A 22,306-nucleotide genomic window follows, 5' to 3' on the forward strand; every position below is an offset into this window, starting at 1 on the left:
TAATGCCGCGGGAGCGCAGGAAACATGTCGCGCGCCATGGAAAACTGCCCCCTCACAGCGACATCGACATTCCGGTTCGGGTGGATCAGCCAGCAAGGGCGAGAGTCGTCGTCACGTATCGTTATCAGGTGCTCCTGCTTTCCAAATTGCTGAAATCCCAGATTGAACAAGACGCGCAACCTGTTCGGCCGCGCGCCTTGGCTATGCAAGTTTTCGCCAGTCGGAAATCGCCGGCATGTGATGACGTGCCAATTCGTGACCAAATAGAAACGTCCGTTTCGGCTCCAAATAAAACCCATGGCAATGTCCAGGCTCTCTTCATTGAAGAGCTGTTCGAGCGGCACGACAGCCAGCGAGTAACGATCAATTCGGGTCATCGGAACCTCGGTGAATTAGCTTGCGTGACGGATTCCTCATGACACTATCTTAGGGTGCGGGCGTGCGATCCATCAGCCCGCTCGGGAACAAAATCCAGCGTGTTTCGACCTACCTGCTTGATGAATTTAGCAGCTAACCTGCTGATTTTGCTTGGCAAGCATGCTAAGTATTGCAGGCTGTCAGAAATCACTATCTATTTCTGACAGATAGGAGGAGGGGCATGCAGACCGTAGCTGAGCGCATTCTGGAATATGCCCGAACATTGCCCGAAGGCGCCTTGATTGGTGCTAAGGATGCTTTGCATTTGGGGAGCCGTGCAGCGGTCGATCAAGCTCTGAAAAGGCTTTCTGAGCGCAACGAGCTGATGCGCCTTGCTCATGGGTTCTACGTCCTGCCGGTCAAAACCCGGTTCGGTGTACGCGCACCGCAAGCGGAGAAAGTCGTCCAAGCGCTCGCTGCCACGCGTGCCGAAACAATCGTCCCGCACGGGGCAGCAGCTGCAAACGCACTTGGTCTTACGACCCAGGTGCCAACGAAACTCGTCTATCTGACGTCTGGTCCTGACCGGGAGCTTAAGCTCGGCGCACAAACCGTTGAGGTGAAGCATGCGCCAGAATGGATGCTGTTTCCGGCAAAGCCGGCTGCCGGGCAAGCCATTCGCGCCTTGGAATGGCTCGGCAAACGGCAAGCGAACGATGCGCTGCGGGTCCTTAAGCAGAAATTGTCGGCGGAAACGTTGCAAGACCTCATCGCCGTGCGCCCCGCTCTGCCTGCGTGGATGTCAAAATCGATCAGCCAATCGCTGCTAAGCTATGGCTGAATCCTTTCTGACGTTTTCTGCCGAAGATCGGCTTGAGGCACTTGGCGTTGCTGCCACCGCCTCAGCCGACCCATTCATTTGCTTGAAAAAGATAGTTGGGTCGTATGGGCCTTGCAGGGCCTGTTTGAAACGAAGCTCGGCGAACATCTCGTTTTCAAGGGCGGCACCTCGCTCTCAAAAGGTTATGGCATCATCCAGCGCTTCTCCGAAGATATCGATCTCACCTACGACGTTCGTCAGATCATTCCCGAACTCGCCAAAGGCGATCACCCGATACCCGAGACACGCGCCCAAGCCGACAAATGGACGAAGGCTGCGCGCGAAAAGTTAGTCGTGTGGGTCAAAGATGAAGCCCTGCCGGTTCTACAGCAACATGCCGCGGCGACGGGTGTGAATGTAAAATTCCGCGTCGATGCGGATGTGATCTATATCGACTATCACCAAGTCTCCGAAGGTTCCGAATATGTAGCGCCGTCCGTCAAACTCGAATTCGGTGCTCGATCAACCGGCGAGCCGGCCGAGATACGCCAGGTCACATGCGACGCAGCATCTTATCTGCCGGAATTATCGTTTTCGGCAGCGGCGCCCAAGATCATGCTGCCTCAGCGCACCTTCTGGGAGAAAGCCACCGCCGTCCACGTCCTTTGCGCCCAAGGCATCAAAGGCGATCGCATCTCCCGCCATTGGCATGACCTTGTGAAGCTTGATGATGCTGGCTATGCCAAGGCTGCATTCGACGATCAGGATCTCGCAAACGAAGTCGCCGACTGGAAAAGCAAATTCTTTCGCACAAAAGATCGGGACGGCAACGTGATTGACTATCATGCCGCCGTTTCCGGCAAACTCCAGCTCGTCCCTGACGGTGAAATGCGCAAAGAACTTGAGGCCGACTATCAGAAGATGGTCGATGCCGGTTTGCTTCTCGGCGACGCCATGCCTTTTGCCGGTCTGATGATGCGCTGCGCAGATTTGCAGAAGCGTGCCAACGAGCGACATTGATGCGCCGCCGCCCTGTCCATCGTCGGCTATGTTCATTCAATCGCCTTTCGCATGATCACATCGAGAACCCCCTCAAGCTGGCAAGATCTTCAGGAACAGTCCGCACGCATCTTGGCGGAATGCGGGTTTGCCGTCGAAATCGAAAAAAAGGTGAAGCTTGTTCGTGGCCAAGCGGAAATCGACGTCTATGCCGAGGAAACTCTGAAAGGACGAAAATACATCATCCTTTGTGGGTGCAAGCATTGGAGGGCCGCCGTTCCCCAAACCGTGGTTCATTCCTTTCGCAGCGTGATGACGGATGTCGGCGCCCACAAGGGCTACATCATCTCGAGTTCGGGCTTTCAGTCGGGAGCCCGCGATGCCGCGCAGATGACAAATGTCGAGTTGGTCACCTGGGATCAGTTTCAGAACGCGTTCGAGCCGAGTTGGCTCGAAAATTGTTTCACTCCGGTGATCACAGCGAAGCTCGATCCGCTGATGGGCTTTTCCGAGCCGTTCCTGCCGCCCTCGTTTCCCCATTGGCCTGAGGCCGATCAAAACGAATATCTTCAATTGAAGGATGAGCTCGATCCCCTCGGCTGGTTCGCGATGTCGATGGCTACTTATTCGAGGATTCTCCGCCATAGCAGTTATCCACCGCTGCCGCTCAAGAATATTCCCGATCCCACCGAGAAGTATAAGGGGCTTCCCACGGATATCATGAGCGCCGTGGGTTATCGCGATCTTCTCGACGCCACACTTCACCATGGAGAAGCGGCGATTGCGAAATTCCGCGCGGTCAGAGATCGCAACAAGTAAGCCAGCATTGAACCATCTGTCGAACAGTTGAAGCAGTGTCGGTCTCCGACTGATCAGACCGACTTCAGCTTAGCGACACGCATGTAGCGGGTATAGCTGCGGGTACCCGCTGGTTGCGAGTTCGAGTTTGTGACAAGCGAAGGAACGACGGTAAAGGCGGGTGCGGGCAATAGCTTGAGCAATCGCCTTGCAGTCTTCAATGAAGATTTCATCGACCTGAATCTGCAATGGTCGGCTGGTCGGGCCAAACCCGTCTTCTACATCGGCCGAGAACAGGCCGAGTTAGCCGCCGAGCTTGCAAAGAAGGAGGCAGCGCTACCGGTTGCCAACGAACGCAAGATCGCGGCAGAAGCGCTCTTTCGCGCAAAGGAGCAACAGCTAGCAAACTTCAAGCGTGCGCATGCTCGTACAGTCTCAACAGAGCTGCGGCAGGGAAGCCGATCGCGGTTCTTGCAGAACACGGTCGCGTCCCACACCGAATCGTCCGCAGACAAGCCGACGAACCAGCGAAACAGCAGGTTGTAGTCAAGCTGCTCCATCATGCCGTTCCGACCGCACCGTGTAGAACGCCTGCAGCAACAGCGCTCGCAACAGCCGCTCCGGAGGGATCGATGGCCGTCCTTCGCGGGCATACAGCCGATCAAACGACCGCGACAAATCCTTCAGCGCCGCATCAACGAGTTCCCGGATCGCTCGCAGCGGATGGTCCGCCGGGATCCGGGTCTCCAGCCGCACGTAGCTAAAAAGGCGTTCCGCATGCTCATCTTCGCCGCGCATCCCGTTCCTCAATCGAAAGGAATCAACCGCATGCACAGAATCACACTCCAGCCGCCTCACGAAACGACTTTTTCAGCAGCCTGCTAGAAGCGGTCGAGACAGTTCTCAGTCCGGCGGTTGCCGCCATCGACGCAAAGTTAGCCCGACCGACAATTGCGCTACGGGAACTGGCGTGGAACGACGACGAGACGATCGCCGTGACGTTGGGCTTGGTAAACGCCTGGGTGGGCACGCTCAACGCTGCCATCAAGCAGCACAACGAGACCTTCGCGCAATTCACCCAACGGCAGGATGAAGCCCGTCTTGCTCTGAGGCGCCACCATTTGGCTGACAAATCCCAGGAGTTTCAGAACGCGTGCGACGCGGTGAGCGAAGCCAAAACGGACGTTGATGCTAGGACGCTCAGTTACAATCAACTTCAAGAGCAAGCCACGGACTTGCGATCTCGGATCAAAGAGCACGGTCAGGCTGCGGAGAAAATCAATCGCTTGATCGAGGCCTACCTTGGCCACAAGGAACTTTCTATTGCAAGCGTAGAAAAAGGCTATGAAATCCACCGTCGCGGTAGGCCGATAGACAGCAGTCCTAGCGAAGGGGAGAAGACGGCGATCGCACTCTGCTATTTCCTTTCAAGGCTTGAGGCTGAAGGGCGTTCGATCAAGGACCGTATCCTCGTCGTGGATGATCCGATTTCTAGCCTGGACAGCAGAGCGTTGAACTAAGCGTGTTCCCTTCTTTTAAGTCGGCTTGGGAATGCAGCTCAGGTGTTCGTTTTGACACACAACCAAAACTGCATGAACGAGTTCAAGAAAGCCTGGAAGGGTTTCCACAAACCTCGCAACGAAGCGACCCCGCCTACGGCAAGCCTCCTGTTTTTAGATGTCAAAATTCCAAAAGGGCTGGACGGACGCTCAACAGCTATTGTTGAGATGTCAAAGCTGCTCCGTGAGGATGAGTCTGAATACCACTACTTGGTGGATCACGTCCTGAAGTTCAACGCCAGCGCAGATCCAGACTACGAATACGCCTACATGATGCCGAATGTACTTCGGCGAGTGCTCGACGTTTTCTTAGCGTTCCGGTGCCCGGGAAGTGCAGGTTTCGCTTCGAAGATGGGCCAGTTGCGAAAAGATCATGCTACGCTCGACGGCGAGCGCCTGGCCGCGCTGGAACGTCTCGTGCAACTGGAATCGCACTCCGATAACATCGATGACCTAATCGGGTTTTCCTCTATGACGCTGGAGGAGAGTAAGGCTGCCACGGCGGCCTTGATCGCGATGATGGAGGCCGTAGACCCTACCCATCTGGCTGGGCTGCAACGACTATGCCGATGAACCCTTGTCGCAGTTCCAACCCGGCGCAAAGAACACAGCTATGCTAAAGTGGTCCAGTTCGGAGGCAAGGACCTTGTTGCCTGGCCGACTAGACCACGACGGCTGGTGAGCAGATCGTGCTGACGGCGAACGAAGTAAGGGCACGCGCAGAATCCACTGCACGACTGCGTGCTGTTTGTCCTTCACGGTATCACCTTGGGCCGACGCAAGAAATCAGGGGGAAAGATCGACTTGCAGCGTCCGTGGAAGCCAGAGAACGACCGTTTGAAGCCGGTCACCTTTATCTATCGTCGCAACAGCTGATCGTTTTCCGCTTTAGTATTCGCCATCAATGGCGATCGAGCCCAATCGCTGGATGCAGCGCAAAGAGGGTAGGGGACGGATCACCCAGTTTTCCGTTCGGCCTCGACAGCGTTCTACAACAGCGGAGCATCTAGGCTGGGAATCTCCGGCATGGCCTTGCCGGCAATTGCCTGCAGGTCGCCGACCATGCCCACGGTCGAATCGATGACGGCCAGGATTTGGGTTTCCCGCTTGGCCCATTGGCCGGCCCATAAACTTGCGCTCCTTGTCGAGATCCTCGCGCATATCGTTGAATTTCTCAACGACAGCTTCGACCCGCTGTCGAAACTTCGTGCCTGTCAGGTAGTGATAGACCTGCTCCATCTTGGTCTGCTGGCCCTGCTGAACGAGGCGTGAGCTGCTCACGTCGATCAGACCCTGGCGGAGCGCCACGGCGACCGGCAATGCGCAACGCGGATGAGCCACCCATACGCCGTCGACGAGGTCAAATTGCTCGATTTGTTTCGGCAGCGCGTGGGAGATGATCAGAGCGACGTCGGCGCCGGAACGGCGCTGGTCGTCACGTAATTTGGCGAGCCACACGTCACTCCATGCCTTGGTGCGTTTAGTTTCCCAAAGGATGATGCCGGCAGATTGGCCGATAGCACCATTTACTTGCTGAATTACGTCCGCCCCGAGCTCACCTTTTCCCACCGGCTCAATCGAATCTGTCGGAAAGCGTCCGCGCAGAAGATCTTCGAGCTCGAGTTCGAGCACTTCCCCTTGGGATTGCTGTGATCCCTGCTCGGCCTTTCGCTTAAGTTCCTCGATCGTGCGCGTCATCGACTCGATGGTCTGGTCTTTCTCGGCAACGCGCAAGCGCGCAGCCTCGTCGGCTTCGTGCCTGGCCTTGATCTGGATTTCGCTGATTGAGGCCTGCACGCGCTTCTCTATTGTCAGGTCGAGTTCGCGCTTTTCCTCTTCGAGTGCGCGCTGCTGTCGCATCAGTTCGGCTTGCTGTTTTTGGGCCTCGGCAAGCTTTGCGTTGTTGGTAAGCAGGTTGGCTCGCAGCTCCGCAGCTTCCGCTTCCTTCGCCTGCAGCTCGGCGGCGGCCGCCTCTCGCGCCTTCTTGCTTTCGGCCGCGACCAACTGGGCACGTTCGGCGGTCAATCGCTTCGCAACGTGATCCTCGATTTGCTCGCGGTCCTTAGCGACCTGCTCGCGTTCCAGCCGCAGTGCCTCTGTCTTACGCTCCATCTCTGCATCTTTGCTGGCCAGCTGCTGTTGAAAGCGCTGACGGGTTTCAGCGAGGAGGGGAGCGGCCAATGACTCCGTCAGACGGATCTCGTGATTGCAGTTGGGGCAATGTAGGGTCGCCTCGTGCGAAGCGCCGGTTGCTTTGAAACTCATGAATTCCCCATCATCGTTGCAACCGGATTCAACATGATCTGTGCGTGATTGCGATGTCGCTCGACTTCATGTCCACATACGCGTCGTCGATTTCGACCTTGGCCGGCGGGTTTTCCACCGACACGTCGATCTACCCGAACGCGTGCACGAGCAGCCTCGCACGAATGTAGTCCAGAATAGAACAAAATAGGAACGCGCGTCAACTTTGGATCCCGAGGTGAGTTTGTATGACGACGATTTTACTTAGTCTGGCCATGGGAAATGGATAGAACTTAAACCTTGGATATAGTTTGAATATGCGCTAGTTTACTTAGTATGGCTGAGCAAAAGGACAGAAAGCTAAACAGGCTCGAAAGGACCCTTCCGCAGGGACTTCTGGTCGATGCCGCCTGGATGGAACGACATGGATATTCCACCAGCTTGCGCAGCCAATACGTATCGGCCGGCTGGCTCGTTCAGCCGGCGCGGGGAACCTTCAAGCGCCCGCTCGGTGAACTCTCCTGGCAGGGCGCCGTCGTGTCACTCCAGCGATTGCTCGGCTCCGACTTCGTCGTTGGCGGACGCACCGCCATCGAAGTGCAAGGCTTCGGCCACTACCTGAGCCAGACGGGTCCTTCGACCATACATCTATACGGAACGCGGTCTGCTCCCGGCTGGCTCGGCAAACTTCCGCTCAAACAGAAATTCCGCGTTCACCGCACGCAAAGCCTGTTCAAAACGCACGGGAGCCTGCCCACATCAGAGTCGGGGACAACGCGGGAAATACCGGGACCATTCGACTGGCCTCTCACGGTATCGACGCCCGAACGCGCGTTTCTCGAACTGCTCGACGAATTGCCCCGCCACGAAAGCTTCCATCACGTCGATGCACTGGCGGAAGGCTTGAGGAGCCTGAGCCCCCGGCGGCTGCAAATGCTTCTGAACGACTGCAAAAGCGTCAAGGTCAAACGATTGTTTTTCTGGTTCGCGGAGCGACATCAGCACGCTTGGCTCAAACAGATCGACAAGTCGAAAGTCAATCTCGGCACGGGAAAGCGCATGCTCGTCAAGGGCGGCAAACTCGACACCAAATACCTCATAACCATCCCAGACGACCTCAATGCCCCTGTCTGAAAAATATCGGCATCAAGTGGCCTTGTTGATCGAGACGATCCCGTTCGTCGCGGCGGAGCCCGATTTTGCGCTCAAGGGTGGCACCGCCATCAATCTCTTCCACCGAGATATGCCGCGCCTATCGGTCGATATCGACCTGACATATCTGCCGGTGGCTCCGCGTCCCGAATCTCTTGCGGCGATAGATGCGGCGATGAAGCGCATGACAGAGGCCATAAGGAAAGGATTGCCGGGCGCGCGGCTGACGGAAGTCGTCAATCCCCGTGAAAAGATCGTCACCAAGCTGACCGTCCAGAAAGGCGACGCGCAGATCAAGATCGAGATCACGCCGGTGATCAGGGGCTGCGTCTTCGAGCCGGAGCTGCGCGACGTGTCGCCGAGCGTCGAAGAGACGTTCGGCTTCGCGCAGATGAAAGTCGTTTCGTTCGCCGATCTATACGCCGGCAAGCTTGTCGCGGCGCTCGACCGGCAGCATCCGCGCGACCTCTTCGATGTCCGCGATCTGCTCGCCAACGAAGGCATCACGGACGATCTCCGCAAAGCGTTCATTGTCTACCTCATCAGCCATGACCGGCCGATCTCCGAGGTCGTGGTTCCTCGTCGCAAGGACATCCAGCACGAATTCACGCACGGCTTTGAGGGCATGACCGCCGATGAAGTGACCCTGGACGAGTTGCTCAAAACCCGGGAAACGCTGATCGCCGAAATCGCGGGAAAAATGCGGCAAGCTCGCAAGGACTTCCTCATGGGATTCAAGCGCGGCGAGCCGGATTGGAACCTGCTAGGCGTCCCTGACGCAGCGGACCTGCCGGCGGTGCGCTGGAAGCAGATCAATCTGGACAAGCTTCCTGCCGAGCACAGGGCGACGCTCGTCGCGCAGCTCGAGAAGGTCTTGCGCAATGCCTGAGGTCGGAGGAGGGGATCTCAGTCGAGCACGCTCGTAGCAACTTGTTGAGAGAATTTTTGGGGTACGCCCGCCACCCAGCGAGCCCAGAGCTTGCGGGCTTCAGCTCAGCCGCCTATCGAACAGTGGACGCGCCTACCTATGCGTGCCGTACACGTTTCCGGTGCTTGGATTTCGGTAGGAGCCGCCTTTATGAGAAGAGCCCGAGCCGCCGATGTAAGTCCCGCCGTGGCTAGAGGTATGATGGTCTCCACCATACGACACGCGGCCGCCAAAATGGCTACCACCTATTCCAACAGCAGACGCTCAGAAATGCTCGCTGTTGTGTTTGTCGGATTTGCGCATTGAGGGCATGAACCGCAATATCGTTCTCGTCTTTATCACCGCCTCTGGCGGCAAGAAGATGCGCGAGGCAGGCTTGGCGAGATTTGCCCACATCGTCTTTGCCGATCGTAGCTTGCTCGAGAAAAGGCGCGCGATGCGCCTATCCGCTGAACGCGCGTCGATGTTGCAAGCCGGATTCGCCACCTCGGGTGAGAAGCCTGATCATGGCGACCCGGGTCGGCGCCGAGTATGCCGAAATAGATTATTCAAGGTAGACGGAGGGGAGGGTGAAAGCCTGACTCGGTATTGGTGCGCTCCTTCTAGCGCTCATCATTGGCGCGCAGTTCATCACCATCTTTGTTGTCCAGCCTATTGGCGCGTTACCCGAGGGGCGGACCGTCGTCATAGCTCGCCTTACAAAGCTGAACTTTATCGACAGCGCGGACGCCTTTTGCGACCGAACAATGGGTGGTGTCAGCCTCCTGTGCCAGGCTGCCGTCCTCGGCAAGGTCACGAAGGAAGGTCCCATTCTCCTGCGTCTTCCTTATTCGGCGACCCTTTATCAAATCAGCACCGGCGGCAAACACTACGACCGATAGAAAGCGGCGAGCCGCCTATGAGGTTCGCGTTCGCCAGGAACGATGTTGCCCTTCGTTAGCATTGAAGTGCGAGAGTCTATCGCGCCATCGACCTAAAACTCCCTCGTCGACAGCTGGCGCGCCAGGGCGACAGCAGCCCTTGGTCTGAGTTGCATGTCGGGCTTGATGGCAAAATGAAACTTCTTCCTCTTGATGAAGGAGAATGGTCCAACCTCCTCGGGACCTAGGCCGAGCGTCGAGGGATTTTGCGCCTATTGACTTTGCGCCGCCGGTTTCGATGGTCCAGAGACCGTCCCGGCGGGCAGGGGGTATGGATACGACCTCTGGCGTGAGCTCGGCGCTTTCGCGGTCGTCTTCGGGGGGGGGGCGTGGTGGATCGTTCACGCGCCGAACCGGGTCAGTCGTCGCCGAACTTCCGTCGTTGGAAGCCGGCAGCGAGGATGCCTGGAAATGGCAGTTAAACCCGCGTGCAGTCGGCTCAGTTCGCAGTGGTTGCCGTCGGCGAGCTGGTCGAAAATCCATAGCACGCCGTGCATTTGCAGCCCGACCGAGGTCGCCAACTCGCGCAGCCCTCCGTCGCCGGTCAGAAGCGTCCATTGGCGGGCCTCCGCGATGGCAAACGCGAACGTGTCCGGCGTGGAGAGATGAGCGCGTTGCCGCGGACTGTCGTCGCGCGGGTCAATTCTGCCGGGGACAGCTCTTCGACCCGTAGGCCGAGCGCAGTAAGGCGATCGCCCAGGTCCCCGGCCAGCTCTCGAACAAAGAGCAGGTCGGGGACCGCAAACTCAAAAGGGAGACGAAACAGGTCCTCGAGCAAGGCGCCTCGCTCCAGATCGATCAAAACCGAGGTATCGGAAACGAGGACCGCCAAGGTGCTTACGCCGCAACTTGATCCAGACGAGCGTCCAGTTCGCGAACCGTTATTCCCAGCAGTTCAGCGGCCCGGGCTTCGCCGATGACTCGTTCGGCCAGCGCACGATAGCAAAGCCTCTCGAAGCGCTTCGGCTCCTCGAGTTCAGGCTTCATCCGGCCTGGCTCTTCATAGGGCGCCGTCCGCCATCCCCGTTCCGCGAAGATCTTGAACAGCCGGCCAAAAGCGGACTGGCTGATGATGCCGAGATCCTTGCAGCGATAGGCGATGGCCTGGATGCTGACGCCAAAACGCTTCTTGAGCGCGACCAGCTCGCCAAGACTGATCGACGATCGGCTGACCCCAACTTCGGCCCGAAGGACGTCGGCCGGCATCAGGAAGGCGCCGGCAAACCGATGCGCCGCCTTTTCCTCATCGACGCCGGGGGATGGGGCCAGCACCATATGACCGAGCTCATGGGCGAGATTGAAGCGCTTCCGCTCCGACCACGTGCTTTGCTTGATGACGATTACTCGCGCAGCGTTGCGGTCCTTGCGTCGCACCTTGGCGGCAAGCCCGTCGATATCGTCGAGATCGAGCGACAGGATCTTGATCCCGCGCTCCTCCAGAAGCTCGGCGAGCTGCGGGATGGGATCGTTTCCCAAACCCCAGTCTTCGCGGACAGAGCGAGCCGCATCTTCGGCGTCCCGGACATCGGCCACCGGATGTGGTGCGCTGCGTGGCTGCTCCCAATCGATGCTGCGCATCTGGAGCAGGTCCTCGATCGCGAGATAGCGCTCCAGCATGTGAATCGCGCGGGCTTCGAGGGCGGCTTCTTCCCGGAACGACGTGCCCGCCTTCTTGCGGAACTCGACGCCCTCAAGGGCAAGTTCGTCCTCGCTGAGCAGGTAATCCTCCGTCACGTGGAGCGTCGCCGCCAAGGCGATCAGCACCCGCGAGCTCGGCATATCCTCGTTTCTCTCATATTTGCCAATGGCTTGGGCCGATACGATGCCATCCATGGCGTCAGCGAGGCCACGCAACGACAGGCCCGAGGCCGACCGTGCGACCTTAAGCTTGTGTCCGATCATCTGGGCCTCCTTTGCGTCTCAGTTTACAGAAGTACGATATGGGCACAAATTTGTAAACCAAAAACCCTTGATGCGCGGAAAATTGAGCCTATATGGCCCGCATACCGCTCCATTGTCCCGGATTTGTAAACCGGTCTGGGTCGGACAAGTTCCACTGTGGCGTACTTTTGCGCCAGCCGCCGGCGAAACCGACCAGCAGGAATCGAGCAGCGATGTTGAACAATACTCAACTGCGGTACTACGACAGCAACGTGCTGCGCCTGCCTGCCGACAAGCGCAAGGAATACCACGAGCAGGTCGATCGCTTGATCGATGAACTCCGCAAGACCGTTCGCGACAAGACCGAGATCAAGATCACTAAGGTCGTGAAGGCCGGCCTTCGCCAAATACACGATTCTGCGGAAGACCGCTGTCGATCCGGTCGATGTCGATGTCGTTTTTTACATTTCTGGCCGAGACGTCAGCAAGGAGACGCTGGATAGCCTGAACGACACGATCTACGCGCTGCTGATCAAGCAGTATCCGAACAAGTCGGTCGAGGATTTTGAGATCCAGCGCAAGGCGGCGACCGTCACCTTCGTGGGCACGGGCCTCAGCGTTGATATCGTGCCGGTCATCGAAGACGAGAACCGCGCCGGCTACGGTTGGCAGTTCGACATTCACGACGGCACGAAGACGCAGACCTGCGCGCCTTGCCAGATCAAGTTCGTCCGCGATCGCAAGGACCAGGACGCGGATTTCCGCACCTTGGTGCGCATGGCCAAGAAGTGGCGCAACCAGGCGGAACTGAAGCCGCTGAAGTCCTTCGCCATCGAGCTGATCATGGCGCATGTCCTCGCCAAGCAGGGCAACGGTGCAAGCATCGAACAGCGCTTTCGCAATTTCCTCCTCTACGTCGCGCAGTCGCAGTTGAAGGAAGAGATCAAGTTTCCCGAGAATGTCGCGCCATTCACGACGTTCTGCGATCCGGTGGTCATTCTCGATCCGGTCTACAGCCTCAACAACGTGACCAGCCGGATTTCCGAGGACGAGCGGAAACAGATCGTCGCCGCCGCCCAGGAGGCCTGGGAGACGTCCAATTTTGCATCGGCCGAGAACGACAATGAGGTCTGGAAGGAGATCTTCGGCCCTCGATTCAAGACGGAGGACTGAAGATGAGCATGACCCAGGTCAGAAGCGCGAGCGCGACCTACACCTACGTCGACATCGAGAACGTCGTTCGGCGCGTCAACGCCGATCTCGTGATGATCGCGGACAGCACCGGCTGCTGGACTCCGGAGGAGGCTCGCAACTACGCCCATGACATCGAGGTCCTGGCCAAGGACGGCTACCTCAAATGGGTCGACGTCACGCTGATCAGCAGTGGGGTCGAGATCAAGGCCGTCAGGTTCGAAGTCGATACCGACGCCGGCTCGCTGTCTACGAGCCGGCCCGGCGGCGTTCTTTGGCCGAAGGTCGCAGGGGCCAAGCTTCGTGTCGTGCTGAGCTACACCGACGACTACACCAGTGCCGCACGCGAAGCCACGAAAGGTAAGCTTAAGATCGGTTGGGTGACCTGCTACGACGATACCAGCCATGCCGCTCTCTCGTCGGCTGGCGGCCGCAACTATGTCAGCAATGCCTATGGCATGCAGCGCAAGGATTGGGCCTCGTGAGTCAACCCAGCATCTTCGACAGCGAGACGCCGCTGCCCAGCGATACGCTGGCCAAACGCGAGAAGACCCTTCTGGGGTTCGATACCCGATATGCGCGGGTCCACGATCAGCTTCGTCTGCTGCTGAATGTCCGCGAGCTGGCGGGCTGGAGCCACAAGAATCACGGCAAGAGCCTTCCGATCTGCGATCTCGTCGCCGAGCAGTATCCGCTGGTGATCTTTCACGGCGATGTCGGCACCGGCAAGACCGCAACAGCGGAGTGCATCGCCAACAAGTTGGTAATCGAGGCCAGAAGCGAAGATTCGATCCTGTTCAAGCTGAGTAACCGCGTCCGCGGCAGCGGCATGGTCGGCGAGATGGGAACATTGATCGCGGAAGCCTTCAAGAAGGTCATTCAATCGGCCGGCAAGCACCGCCGCGCGGTCCTGATCATCGACGAAGGCGACAGCCTCGCCGCCTCGCGCGCCCAGGAGCACAGCCACCACGAAGACAAGGTAGCGGTGAACACGCTCATTCAGGGCGTCGATGACCTGCGCCAGTACGGCGGCCGGATCGTGGTGATCCTGTGCACCAACCGGCTGTCGGTCCTGGATCCTGCCTTGTGCCGCCGCGCCGCCATCATCGAGGAGTTCCGCCGTCCAACGGACGACGAGCGCCGCCAATTGCTCACGATGGATCTGGCCGGGTTGTCTCTGACGCCCATTCAGCTATCGCAGCTCGTCGAAGCCACCGGAGCGCGGGCAGGCAAGCCGTCCTGGACCTATTCGGATATCAGGACGAGGCTCTATCCGGCCGCGCTGGCAAAGGCCTTCCCGAGCGGGCCACTGCGCTTCGATCAACTCAAGCTCGCCGCCGCGGCGATCACCGCGTCGCCGGTGATGGAGGATCGCTGATGGCGCGCTCCCCTCTGTTCGGCCGGCGCATCCACATTGCCGGCAGCATCGTCGAAGACCTTGCCATCGCCTCGACCGCCGACGTCAATCAGGCCCGCGAGCTCGTTGCTGCGCTGGTCAAGGAATTGGCCCGTCGCGGTGCGAATTTCGTCGTGCCTGTCGACGCTGAACCTCTGCGCAAATCCGACGGGCTTCCGATCTGCTTCGACTGGCTGATCTGGAAGACGCTCAGGGAGAGCCTCGCGTCACGCCCGGCGAATGTTCCGGGCCCGCTCGCGGTCGCCGTGCAGCACCACAAGAGCGAAGATCAGGTCCCGGCTGAGTATGCCGACCTATGGGACGAGCTGCGCAGCTCGCCAATGGTCAAGATCGAGAACGCCGCGCACTGGAACATGGCCAGCAAGCGCATGGAAGCCCAGGCCCGCTTCGGCGATATTCTTGTCGCGCTCGGGGGGACGGAAGGGGTCCTCTACCTCGCAAATCTCTACCACGATGCCGGAAAGCCGATCATTCCCCTCAATCTTCCCGTGTCGCCGGAAACGGCGGGCGCTCGCCGGCTCTACAGCTTCGGATTGACTAGCAGCCAAACCCGCCGCCTGTTCCAGGTTGCGGATGACGGCGACGCCCATGACTGGCTCAACAAGATCCGGTTTCCGCCGCGCCAGTCCATCCCCGATCGCGTCGCGGTCCTCGTCGACCTGCTCGAGTCCCTGGAAAGACCAAAGGCCTTCGCGGTGCGGCTGCTGAATCCGGCGCTGCCGGACTATGCCGACGTGCAGGACTTTTTCGACACCGTCGTGCAGCCGGTGATCGAGAACGAGCTTGGCTACCGGCTCGTCGTCATCGACGGCCGGCAAGCCCACGACCATGCCCGTATCGATCAGGAAATCTTCGCCAAGTTGCACCGCAGCGCCGTCGTGATCGCCGACATTACCGGCGGACGATCGAATTGTTTCCTCGAGCTGGGATATGCTCTGGGTCGCGGGCTGCCTACTATGGTGACGGCGCGTGAGGGCTCGGACCTGCCGTTTGACATCACCACGCTCTCTGGCCTGCATTGGAAGAACAGCGGCGCGGCCGAGGATCGCCGGCGCGCCTTCCGCGAACATTGGCAGGCGATCCGCACGCGACCCTCGCTCGTGCCGGCGGAGCCATTGATCTCATGAGGCGTAAAACCGAAGTGTTCGTCTCAGTCGACGTTGAAACCGCCGGGCCGATCCCCGGTGAGTACAGCCTTCTGTCGATCGGCGCCTGCGTTGTCAACGATCCGGCAAAGACCTTCTCCTGCGAATTGAAGCCGATCAATCGCAATGCCGATCCGAAAGCCCTGCAGGTTTCCGGCCTGTCGCTGGATGAGCTTGCCAAGAACGGGCTCGAACCGGCGGAGGCGATGCGGGCCTTCGCGCAGTGGCTCGACGCGCTTGTTGAAAAAGACGGCTCGGTCGTCTTCGTCGGGCTCAACGCGCCGTTCGATTGGTCATTCGTAAATTATTATTTCCATCGGTTCACGGGCGATAATCCATTCGGGTTCACGGCTTTGGACATCAAGGCGCTTTTCATGGGTGCGACGGGGTGCGATTGGGCCGATACGCGATCGAGCAAAATGACGGAGCGCCTGTCGCCTCGGTTGAAGGGCGATCATCAGGCCCTGCATGATGCGCAGTATCAGGCCGAGTTATTCAGTCTCATTCGAACCAAGCTCTTGGGAAATCGGTAGAGCATGGCGGGAGACATGAAGCGACGCTCGCTCATTGTCGAAGGACCACTCGCATTCGCGATGCAACTTTTTGCAAAGCAACTACGTTTGATCGGTCGCTTTTCTATTAAAGGGGAACAATAGGTGGCATCAGTCGCGCGATATGTCGTTGAGCGGTCGCCGGACCAGGTCCGGCTCGCTTTCAAGAGCGTCCTCGAAATTTGCAAGGAAAGGAATATCTCCAGCGTGACGTTGGTGGTGCCGCAGAAGGGCGGCTTCGATCGGACCATCGTGGCCGAATTCCTCGGACCGAACGTCGTAAAGGCGCTCGTCAAGGGGCAACCCGTTCTGGTGGCGCAGGGCGTTCAGATGAAGTTGGAAAGTGCGCAGACCTCCCGGGGGAGTTGGTCAGATGGGCTGCTGATCGGCGGCCACATCTCGGACAAAGACATGAACAAGCTGGACGATGCGATCGGCGCGCAAGCGATCGTCTACCTTCCTTGGAACGATACCGACGGCAAAAACTGGCGAGCGACATGGGGAGCTCAGATCGTAGGAGCCACTACTGCACCGGCACCGACCGTTAGTTTGCCCGAGCCCGTGGAGGAGGCGCTGCAGAGCCTGACCCAAGCCGTCAATTTGGGTACGGGTCTCAATCATCCCTCAGACAAGAAACACGCAGAGCGCACAATCGCGCAGCTGCGTCAGGAAGGGCATTCGTTTGATCCAGTTGAGGTCCGCCGATGGGCTCAGCGGAACGGCTGGTCGTCAAGTGCGGCCGCAGACCTTGAAAAGGTAGCTCGCAAAGCATTCCGATAAGGTCAGTGTTGGATTCTAGTTTGGGATCCAGAGAAGGCAGCCGTTGAGAAGAATATATCGATGTCTCCTGCGCATTCGCCGTGATGGCGGACCTCAAGCGCGGCGAGCCGGATTGGAGCCTGCTGGGCGTCCCTGGCGCGGCGGACCTGCCGGCTATACGCTGGAAGCAGATCAATCTGGACAAACTGCCTGCCGAGCACAGGGCGAAGCTCGTCGCGCAAGTCGAGAAAGTCTTGCGCAACGCATGGGGTCGGAGGAGGAAACCCTCCATTTACCTGGCGGCCATGCGATGGCAACTTGTTCAGACGGCTTCTCCAGGGGAGACGCTGCCACCCAGCGAGGCCGGAGCGCGCCTCAGCTCAGTCGCCCATCGCGAGCCTCGCCGCGACCTGTCTCGTTGTCAGCATGAAATTTTTGAATCGTTGGCGCTGATCGATTCATTTATTTAATTGGACGGTCGATTCGGCGGCTGCGATTCTGGCGCATGTCCGAACTCACCGTGCAATATCTCGTGCTCGAGCGTCGCGATCCGGCCCGTAACATGGCGCGGTTCTATGTGCTCACGATTGAGCCGACGCTCTTTGGCGATACGGCATTGGTGCGCGAATGGGGCCGTCTCGGTGGGCGCGGTCGACGGCGACTCGATCTGTTCAAGCCGTCGAGGCTCTTGAGTCCTGGCTCAGGCGCAACGCCCGTCGCGGTTACGTCCAGCGGCACTTTCCGGGCTCGGAGCCGGCGTGCGACACGCCACAAGTCGGCTGATCTGGACAAAATGTCAGTGGAAGTATATCAAAGTAATCCGAGATCATACTCGACCATATTCCAAGAATTGCGAAAGTATTCCATAATTAATTATGCGAATTTAAATAGTGTCATGGTTTCAGTAGGAGAGATCAACCGAACTCCATAATAGAAATGCTCCATCAGTTGCTATTCAAGCGAGGCGTGGATCCGTGCGGCGCCAGATCGCCGGGAATGAGTGAAACAGATCGAGTCGACCGCGCTGTTGCCCACAAGCAGAGCATGTGTCATTCGACATGGTCACCGGCTCCCGCCATCCGGAACTGACCCCCCGCATTGCCTCACTAAAAATGTTACCGGACAACTTCTCTGCCGTGTCTGGGGCGGAGCTGCCGAATCAGTTCGGTGGCAGGTATGGCAGGGAAGATCAGCATGCGCGCAAAGCGCGAGATCAGATCAGCGGGTGGACCGAATGCTTTCCGCTTGTTGTGCGTGAAGCAGCTCTTGTGGTCGAAGCTCTCGAGCGCGCAGAACCTATTTCCCTGGCCCGTTCGGGGGCTCGATTTTGACAACGACAGCGCCTTCATGAACGACACGGTCGTGTCGTGGTGCCGTTCTCACGATGTCGAAGTCACTCGTTCCAGGGCCTACAAGAAGAACGATCAGGCATTCGTTGAACAAAAGAACGGAGCTATCGTTCGCCGCCTGGTGGGCTACGGGCGGTTTGAAGGCATTGATGCCGCCCGTTCATTGGTTCGCCTGTTTGCGGCGGCCCGGCTATACATCAATTTCTTCCAGCCCTCGTTTAAGCTGAAGGAGAAGCACCGCGAAGGTGCCAAGATGATCAAGTGCTATCTTCCTCCCGCTACGCCGTACGAAAAAGCATTGGTCCACCCGAGGCTCAATGAGGCATTCAAAGGTCGGCTGCGGGAGATTTACCGGACGCTTGATCCTGTGGCATTGCTGGCACAGATGCGGGACGCTCAGAATGAGTTGGGTAAGCGTGTCGATCAACGGGCTGGAAAGTCAGCGATGACTGTCGCGCAGGGGCACAGTGATTTGGCGGCCTTTGCCCGAGAGCTCGGCGATGGTTGGAAACAGGGTGAGCAGCGAGGCATTCATCGGCGTCGCTATGTGCGGCGCAAGCCTGTGCCACGTCGGCCATCGATGCTCGACCCATACATTCCCATCATCGAGGAATGGCTCGCCGCAGCTCCGCACTTGTCTGCGGTCGATCTTCTCTCCCTGCTGGAAGCGCATGCGCCCGGTCGGTTCAGCGGCCATCAGCGGCGCACGGTGCAGCGATTGGTGAAGAATTGGCGATCAAAGGCCGCTCGACAGCTCATCAGCAACACAGAGATCACACTATCGGTCCAAGCTTCGCGCCTTCGTATTTAATCCTGACAGGTTCTTTCGCTGAAGCACCGCAAGCCGCTCGCTCGCTACGGCGCTCTGGGGGGCGAGCTTCGCGAGCGGCTTGCTCCGACTCGCGGCAGTCGATCCAGAAGACACCAGGGTGACTTCGGTAACATTGTCATCTGAGGCAATATGGGGGGCAGTTTTCCATGGCGCGCGACACATAAGGAATGCGGTATTTGCCGCTTTGCGAGCAAGACCGTTCCTGTGCCGGGATCGCTGGTCGATTTCTTGGCTCCGCGGTCCACCAAGGCTTCGAGGTTTTCGAGCCCACCGAGCTTGCGATAAGTCGGCCCCGTACCGTATGTGCGATGCTTTTCCAAAGTTCGGCGGACAGGCCGAGAAAGCGTGCCGCTTCGGGGCTCCGCAAGTATCGCGGCGGCAGCCGGCGGTGGTCTGGCATTTGAGATGCTCCCTGCTCTTCTGGAGGGCTCGCGCGGCTGATCGCGTGCCGACGAGCATGATGGTGTGGAGTAGAAGAGCGCTTAAGGGGATGCCGAAGATGCGGGAATGATTTCGGCACCCCTGCTCTGTTCCTTGCGAGATGACAGGCAGAGCACGGCCGTGTCTCTTTGGATGCAGAGGCCGTTGGCCGGTTAAGCCATCAATCCACGGTATGGATGTGCTCCATCAAAACTATTGAGTTTTGCCGATCCTACGAATGGCGGATATTGGGTTCAGATGGCGCACTTAGACATCGAGATGAGCTACCGTCTTCTTTGGCTGGCGAGGGAATGGCATCGTGGCGGCTCGAAGCGACGGGCTTCCGCGGTCGCTTTGCCGCTTATTTCCGATAAACCACGGTATAGCTTTTCTGATGGTCTCAATATGGCTTAGCTCCGCGCGGCGGGGCGATGCTTGGAGGCTCCGGCCCCGAAAGGAGCTGGGCGCAGCCGATCTCAGGTGCGGTGCTGTGGCTGGCTAAATGGATTGAATTCATGGCACCCAGATCATGCGAAACAGGGATAGGGTCGTCTTCCATTTCCGCTACGAATGGGATCGATGAGAGTTACGGTCTATCTGCAACAAACCTGAACAACGGGCAATCTACGTACGCATTGCCAATCGGAGATGGCGCGCGTCCATCCGAAGCGCGCAGTAGGCGCTCATGCAGCGAACAAGCCAAAGCTGCCACAAGGGCCATCGAATGTTGTCGCGGCATGATGTCATCCTCGCGGATGTCACGTCATCTGAGGATAGGGATGGTTGACCCTATCTGGATTGCCATTGCTGGTGTTGTCTCTTTCTACCGGACGAAGGTTTTAAGACGGACGCTCGGTCTGTCCAAGATAGGCTGTTGAATGATGAACCGCGATGTAAGCCATGCGCCTGCGGTGTGCTTTTTGCTCGGTCTTCCCCGCTCGGGGACGACGCTGCTAGCGCATTTGCTGCAGCGGCACCCGGATATTTTGGCTCCGCCTGAACCGTGGCTCATGTTGGCACTTGAGGCCTTCGGTAAAGTCGACCACCGCCACCCAGCCGGCGCATCATTGGTTCAAAGCGCAACCTCGCAGTTCTTGGGGCGAATAGATCGGATGATCGTTACCCGCGCTTTTTCCGATGCAGCTTATTGCCAGTATTTAGCTGCTGCAGGCAAACGCACTCTCATAGACAAGACGCCGCGCTATTGGACGGTGCTCGACTTTTTGGATTCCCTTTATCCGGAAGCACCGCGTCTCGTTCTCATGCGTAACCCCTACGCCATCGCCGCATCACTGAAGACGACATGGGGCGTCCCTCTGCTGGCCGCAAGTTCCCCGCCCGCCATCGCATCGTGTCTCGCCGATATCGCGTTGGGCCAGCCCACGCCCGCGATCGCATCTTCTCTCGCAGATCTTGTCCTGGGCCTGCCTGCGCTAGCAGCATACCGCAGTCGACCTCAGACGCAGGTGGTCCACTATGAGACCCTTGTGGCGCACCCCGATGACGAAATTCGGCGCGTGCTTGCCGGCCTCGGTTACACTCCGACCGAGACGGGATCGGCGCCGGGGGGGCAGACGGACTATCTCCGCTCCAGCACTTTCGGAGATCGCAAGATCCTGGAGCGAAAGGCCGTCGATGACCGCTCAGTGGAGGCTTGGCAAACTGACTTGAGCATCGAAGAGATGCAAGTCGTGACCGACCTGGTTGGGGCGAAGCTCTTGACAGAGCTCGGTTATGAGCGGGATTTTCAGTACGCAAAGCAAGCCGGCGTCGTCGATAGGGGGCCGGAAGCAACCCAAGGCTATCGCCACTTATTTCGGACCTGCTGGGATTTTCTGGACGGCAAGACGGGAGGATCGTTCGAGCTCCCCGCCGAACTCAATAATAGTGGTGGGCAAGCGGAGGAACACGCCGCGGTTGCTTTCGCAGCCTCAGTGTTTCAGCAAGCGCAACGTCTGGCCGCCACTAAGAAGGAAGAGAATCTGCGGGTGGCAAATTCAATCGCGGCGCAGTTGAACGAGGAGCTCACGGCGGTCGTGTCCTCGGAGGTGAGGCGACAGCTTGCGCCGGCGGGCCGACGATAGGACAAACGCGTGACCACCGCGCGCCCGATCGCCCCACCGGCCCACAGGTCCCTCCCGCGCGCGCTGCTGCGTCGCTTGACGTGCAGTGGGAGCGAATAAGTCGAGGTAGTCGGTCATGATGTATCGCAGCGAGGTGCGCGTCGCGGCGGCGCACGCGGCGCAGGCCCAATCTCGACCATGCGGCCTCCGCAGATGGGGCACACGTCGAGGCGGTGACCAAGGAGGATGGCGCAGCGCTCACGATAGTCGACAGCTTCGGCAGGCGGAGGTGGCTGCGGGGCTTCAAGTGCCGCTCGGATGCGCGCGAGTTTGGCGGCGCGGCAGGCGTTCGCCAGGAAACCAAAATGACGGATGCGGCGGAACCCCTTCGGCAATATGTGAAGCAGAAAGTGACGAAGGAACTCCTCAGTGTCGAGCGTCATTACTTTGGATTTGTTCCCGGCGCGATAATCTTTCCACCGGAAGCGGACGTGGCCCTGCTCACAGGTAAGAAGCCGGCCGTTGGCGATCGCAACGCGATGAGTGTAGCGCCCGAGATAAGTCAGAACCTGTTCTGGTCCGCCGAAGGGACGCTTGGCGTAGACGACCCACTCGACCTTGCGGAGGGCGTTTAGATGGCGGGCGAATGCCGCTGGCTCGACGAGGTGCGCGAGATGGCCGAACAACTGGAGCTTGGTGCCATCGAACGCCGCCTGCAGGCGCTCCAGGAATAGCCGACGATGCAATCGTGATAGCACGCGAACGGGAAGGAAGAAGCCGGGGCGACAATGAACCCAGCTTCCATCAGGAGCGATCCCGCCGCCTGGTATGCCGGAATTTCTCCGGTCGAAGCTTGCGGGCTCGTCAATCCGTGCAGTGTATGAACTCTACCAGGCTTGGCGTGAGCAGCCCAACGCCGTC

General features: G+C 58.7%; 17 protein-coding genes and 7 pseudogenes. 19 read left to right on the plus strand and 5 right to left on the minus strand.

Features of this window, described 5'->3' with window-relative positions; translation table 11 throughout:
- Positions 1-2: 2 nt before the first annotated feature.
- The 5 genes and pseudogenes from QY049_RS15245 to QY049_RS15265 all read left to right on the plus strand — a co-directional run bounded on the left by QY049_RS15245 (position 3) and on the right by QY049_RS15265 (position 3,520).
- Entirely contained in the window at positions 3-419 is a 417-nt protein-coding gene (locus tag QY049_RS15245) for a hypothetical protein (protein ID WP_128929598.1), read from the plus strand.
- 179 nt (positions 420-598) lie between these two features.
- Positions 599-1,198, plus strand: a complete 600-nt coding sequence (locus tag QY049_RS15250; RefSeq protein ID WP_128955174.1) for a DUF6088 family protein — start codon at positions 599-601, stop codon at positions 1,196-1,198.
- A pseudogene (locus QY049_RS15255) lies at positions 1,191-2,197 on the plus strand (nucleotidyl transferase AbiEii/AbiGii toxin family protein). The gene QY049_RS15250 and the pseudogene QY049_RS15255 overlap by 8 nt, the downstream one beginning before the upstream one ends.
- Positions 2,198-2,248: 51 nt before the next feature.
- Positions 2,249-2,995 (plus strand): restriction endonuclease, encoded by a 747-nt coding sequence (locus QY049_RS15260; protein WP_128929596.1) that lies wholly within the window; start codon positions 2,249-2,251, stop codon positions 2,993-2,995.
- 129 nt (positions 2,996-3,124) lie between these two features.
- Positions 3,125-3,520 carry an AAA family ATPase gene (locus QY049_RS15265; RefSeq protein WP_164935606.1) on the plus strand — a complete coding sequence of 132 codons (396 nt, stop codon included), beginning with the start codon at positions 3,125-3,127 and terminating at the stop codon, positions 3,518-3,520.
- Here the strand turns inward: QY049_RS15265 and QY049_RS15270 are convergent.
- Positions 3,430-3,772, minus strand: a pseudogene (locus QY049_RS15270) (transposase); the annotation flags it as partial. The gene QY049_RS15265 and the pseudogene QY049_RS15270 overlap by 91 nt on opposite strands.
- 11 nt (positions 3,773-3,783) lie before the next feature.
- Here QY049_RS15270 and QY049_RS15275 point away from each other — a divergent pair.
- Positions 3,784-5,106: pseudogene (locus QY049_RS15275) on the plus strand (AAA family ATPase).
- Between the two features lie 416 nt (positions 5,107-5,522).
- Here the strand turns inward: QY049_RS15275 and QY049_RS15280 are convergent.
- Positions 5,523-6,798 (minus strand): annotated as a pseudogene (locus tag QY049_RS15280) (DUF2130 domain-containing protein).
- A 315-nt stretch (positions 6,799-7,113) separates the two neighbouring features.
- Between QY049_RS15280 and QY049_RS15285 the strand changes: the two are divergent.
- Both QY049_RS15285 and QY049_RS15290 read left to right on the plus strand, forming a co-directional pair.
- Positions 7,114-7,911, plus strand: coding sequence for a type IV toxin-antitoxin system AbiEi family antitoxin (locus QY049_RS15285; RefSeq protein WP_128929593.1), 798 nt, complete (start codon positions 7,114-7,116; stop codon positions 7,909-7,911).
- Positions 7,898-8,818, plus strand: coding sequence for a nucleotidyl transferase AbiEii/AbiGii toxin family protein (locus QY049_RS15290; protein WP_128929592.1), 921 nt, complete (start codon positions 7,898-7,900; stop codon positions 8,816-8,818). Before QY049_RS15285 ends, QY049_RS15290 begins: the two co-directional genes overlap by 14 nt.
- 1,796 nt (positions 8,819-10,614) lie before the next feature.
- Here the strand turns inward: QY049_RS15290 and QY049_RS15295 are convergent.
- Positions 10,615-11,679 carry an XRE family transcriptional regulator gene (locus QY049_RS15295; RefSeq protein ID WP_128929591.1) on the minus strand — a complete coding sequence of 355 codons (1,065 nt, stop codon included), beginning with the start codon at positions 11,677-11,679 and terminating at the stop codon, positions 10,615-10,617.
- A 212-nt stretch (positions 11,680-11,891) separates the two neighbouring features.
- Between QY049_RS15295 and QY049_RS15300 the strand changes: the two genes are divergently transcribed.
- The 10 genes and pseudogenes from QY049_RS15300 to QY049_RS15345 all read left to right on the plus strand — a co-directional run bounded on the left by QY049_RS15300 (position 11,892) and on the right by QY049_RS15345 (position 18,881).
- Positions 11,892-12,161: a hypothetical protein gene (locus QY049_RS15300; RefSeq protein WP_232995582.1), complete on the plus strand. Its 270-nt coding sequence runs from the start codon at positions 11,892-11,894 to the stop codon at positions 12,159-12,161.
- Positions 12,076-12,831 (plus strand): CBASS oligonucleotide cyclase, encoded by a 756-nt coding sequence (locus tag QY049_RS15305; protein WP_276575777.1) that lies wholly within the window; start codon positions 12,076-12,078, stop codon positions 12,829-12,831. The genes QY049_RS15300 and QY049_RS15305 overlap by 86 nt, the downstream gene beginning before the upstream one ends.
- 2 nt (positions 12,832-12,833) lie before the next feature.
- On the plus strand, positions 12,834-13,334 hold the full coding sequence (locus QY049_RS15310) for a hypothetical protein (RefSeq protein WP_128929590.1): 501 nt from the start codon (positions 12,834-12,836) through the stop codon (positions 13,332-13,334).
- Complete coding sequence (locus QY049_RS15315; RefSeq protein ID WP_245470816.1) at positions 13,226-14,227, plus strand: ATP-binding protein; 1,002 nt, start codon at positions 13,226-13,228, stop codon at positions 14,225-14,227. The genes QY049_RS15310 and QY049_RS15315 overlap by 109 nt, the downstream gene beginning before the upstream one ends.
- Entirely contained in the window at positions 14,227-15,393 is a 1,167-nt protein-coding gene (locus QY049_RS15320) for a hypothetical protein (RefSeq protein ID WP_128929588.1), read from the plus strand. Before QY049_RS15315 ends, QY049_RS15320 begins: the two co-directional genes overlap by 1 nt.
- Complete coding sequence (locus tag QY049_RS15325; RefSeq protein ID WP_128929587.1) at positions 15,390-15,944, plus strand: 3'-5' exonuclease; 555 nt, start codon at positions 15,390-15,392, stop codon at positions 15,942-15,944. The genes QY049_RS15320 and QY049_RS15325 overlap by 4 nt, the downstream gene beginning before the upstream one ends.
- Before the next feature lie 123 nt (positions 15,945-16,067).
- Positions 16,068-16,742, plus strand: coding sequence for a hypothetical protein (locus QY049_RS15330; protein WP_128929586.1), 675 nt, complete (start codon positions 16,068-16,070; stop codon positions 16,740-16,742).
- Between the two features lie 83 nt (positions 16,743-16,825).
- A complete protein-coding gene (locus tag QY049_RS15335) occupies positions 16,826-17,191 on the plus strand; it encodes a hypothetical protein (protein WP_128929585.1) in 366 nt (121 codons plus the stop codon).
- A 35-nt stretch (positions 17,192-17,226) separates the two neighbouring features.
- A pseudogene (locus tag QY049_RS15340) lies at positions 17,227-17,504 on the plus strand (WGR domain-containing protein).
- A gap of 393 nt (positions 17,505-17,897) precedes the next feature.
- Entirely contained in the window at positions 17,898-18,881 is a 984-nt protein-coding gene (locus tag QY049_RS15345; RefSeq protein ID WP_128929584.1) for a hypothetical protein, read from the plus strand.
- Between the two features lie 200 nt (positions 18,882-19,081).
- On the opposite strand, the pseudogene QY049_RS15350 reads toward QY049_RS15345, so the two are convergent.
- Positions 19,082-19,302 (minus strand): annotated as a pseudogene (locus QY049_RS15350) (helix-turn-helix transcriptional regulator); the annotation flags it as partial.
- Between the two features lie 898 nt (positions 19,303-20,200).
- Between QY049_RS15350 and QY049_RS15355 the strand changes: the two are divergent.
- Positions 20,201-21,406: a sulfotransferase gene (locus QY049_RS15355; protein ID WP_276575773.1), complete on the plus strand. Its 1,206-nt coding sequence runs from the start codon at positions 20,201-20,203 to the stop codon at positions 21,404-21,406.
- A gap of 113 nt (positions 21,407-21,519) precedes the next feature.
- Here the strand turns inward: QY049_RS15355 and QY049_RS15360 are convergent.
- Positions 21,520-22,215, minus strand: a pseudogene (locus QY049_RS15360) (transposase); the annotation flags it as partial.
- Between the last annotated feature and the right edge of the window lie 91 nt (positions 22,216-22,306).

This window comes from Bradyrhizobium sp. WYCCWR 13022 (assembly GCF_030435535.1).
Lineage (GTDB): Bacteria > Pseudomonadota > Alphaproteobacteria > Rhizobiales > Xanthobacteraceae > Bradyrhizobium.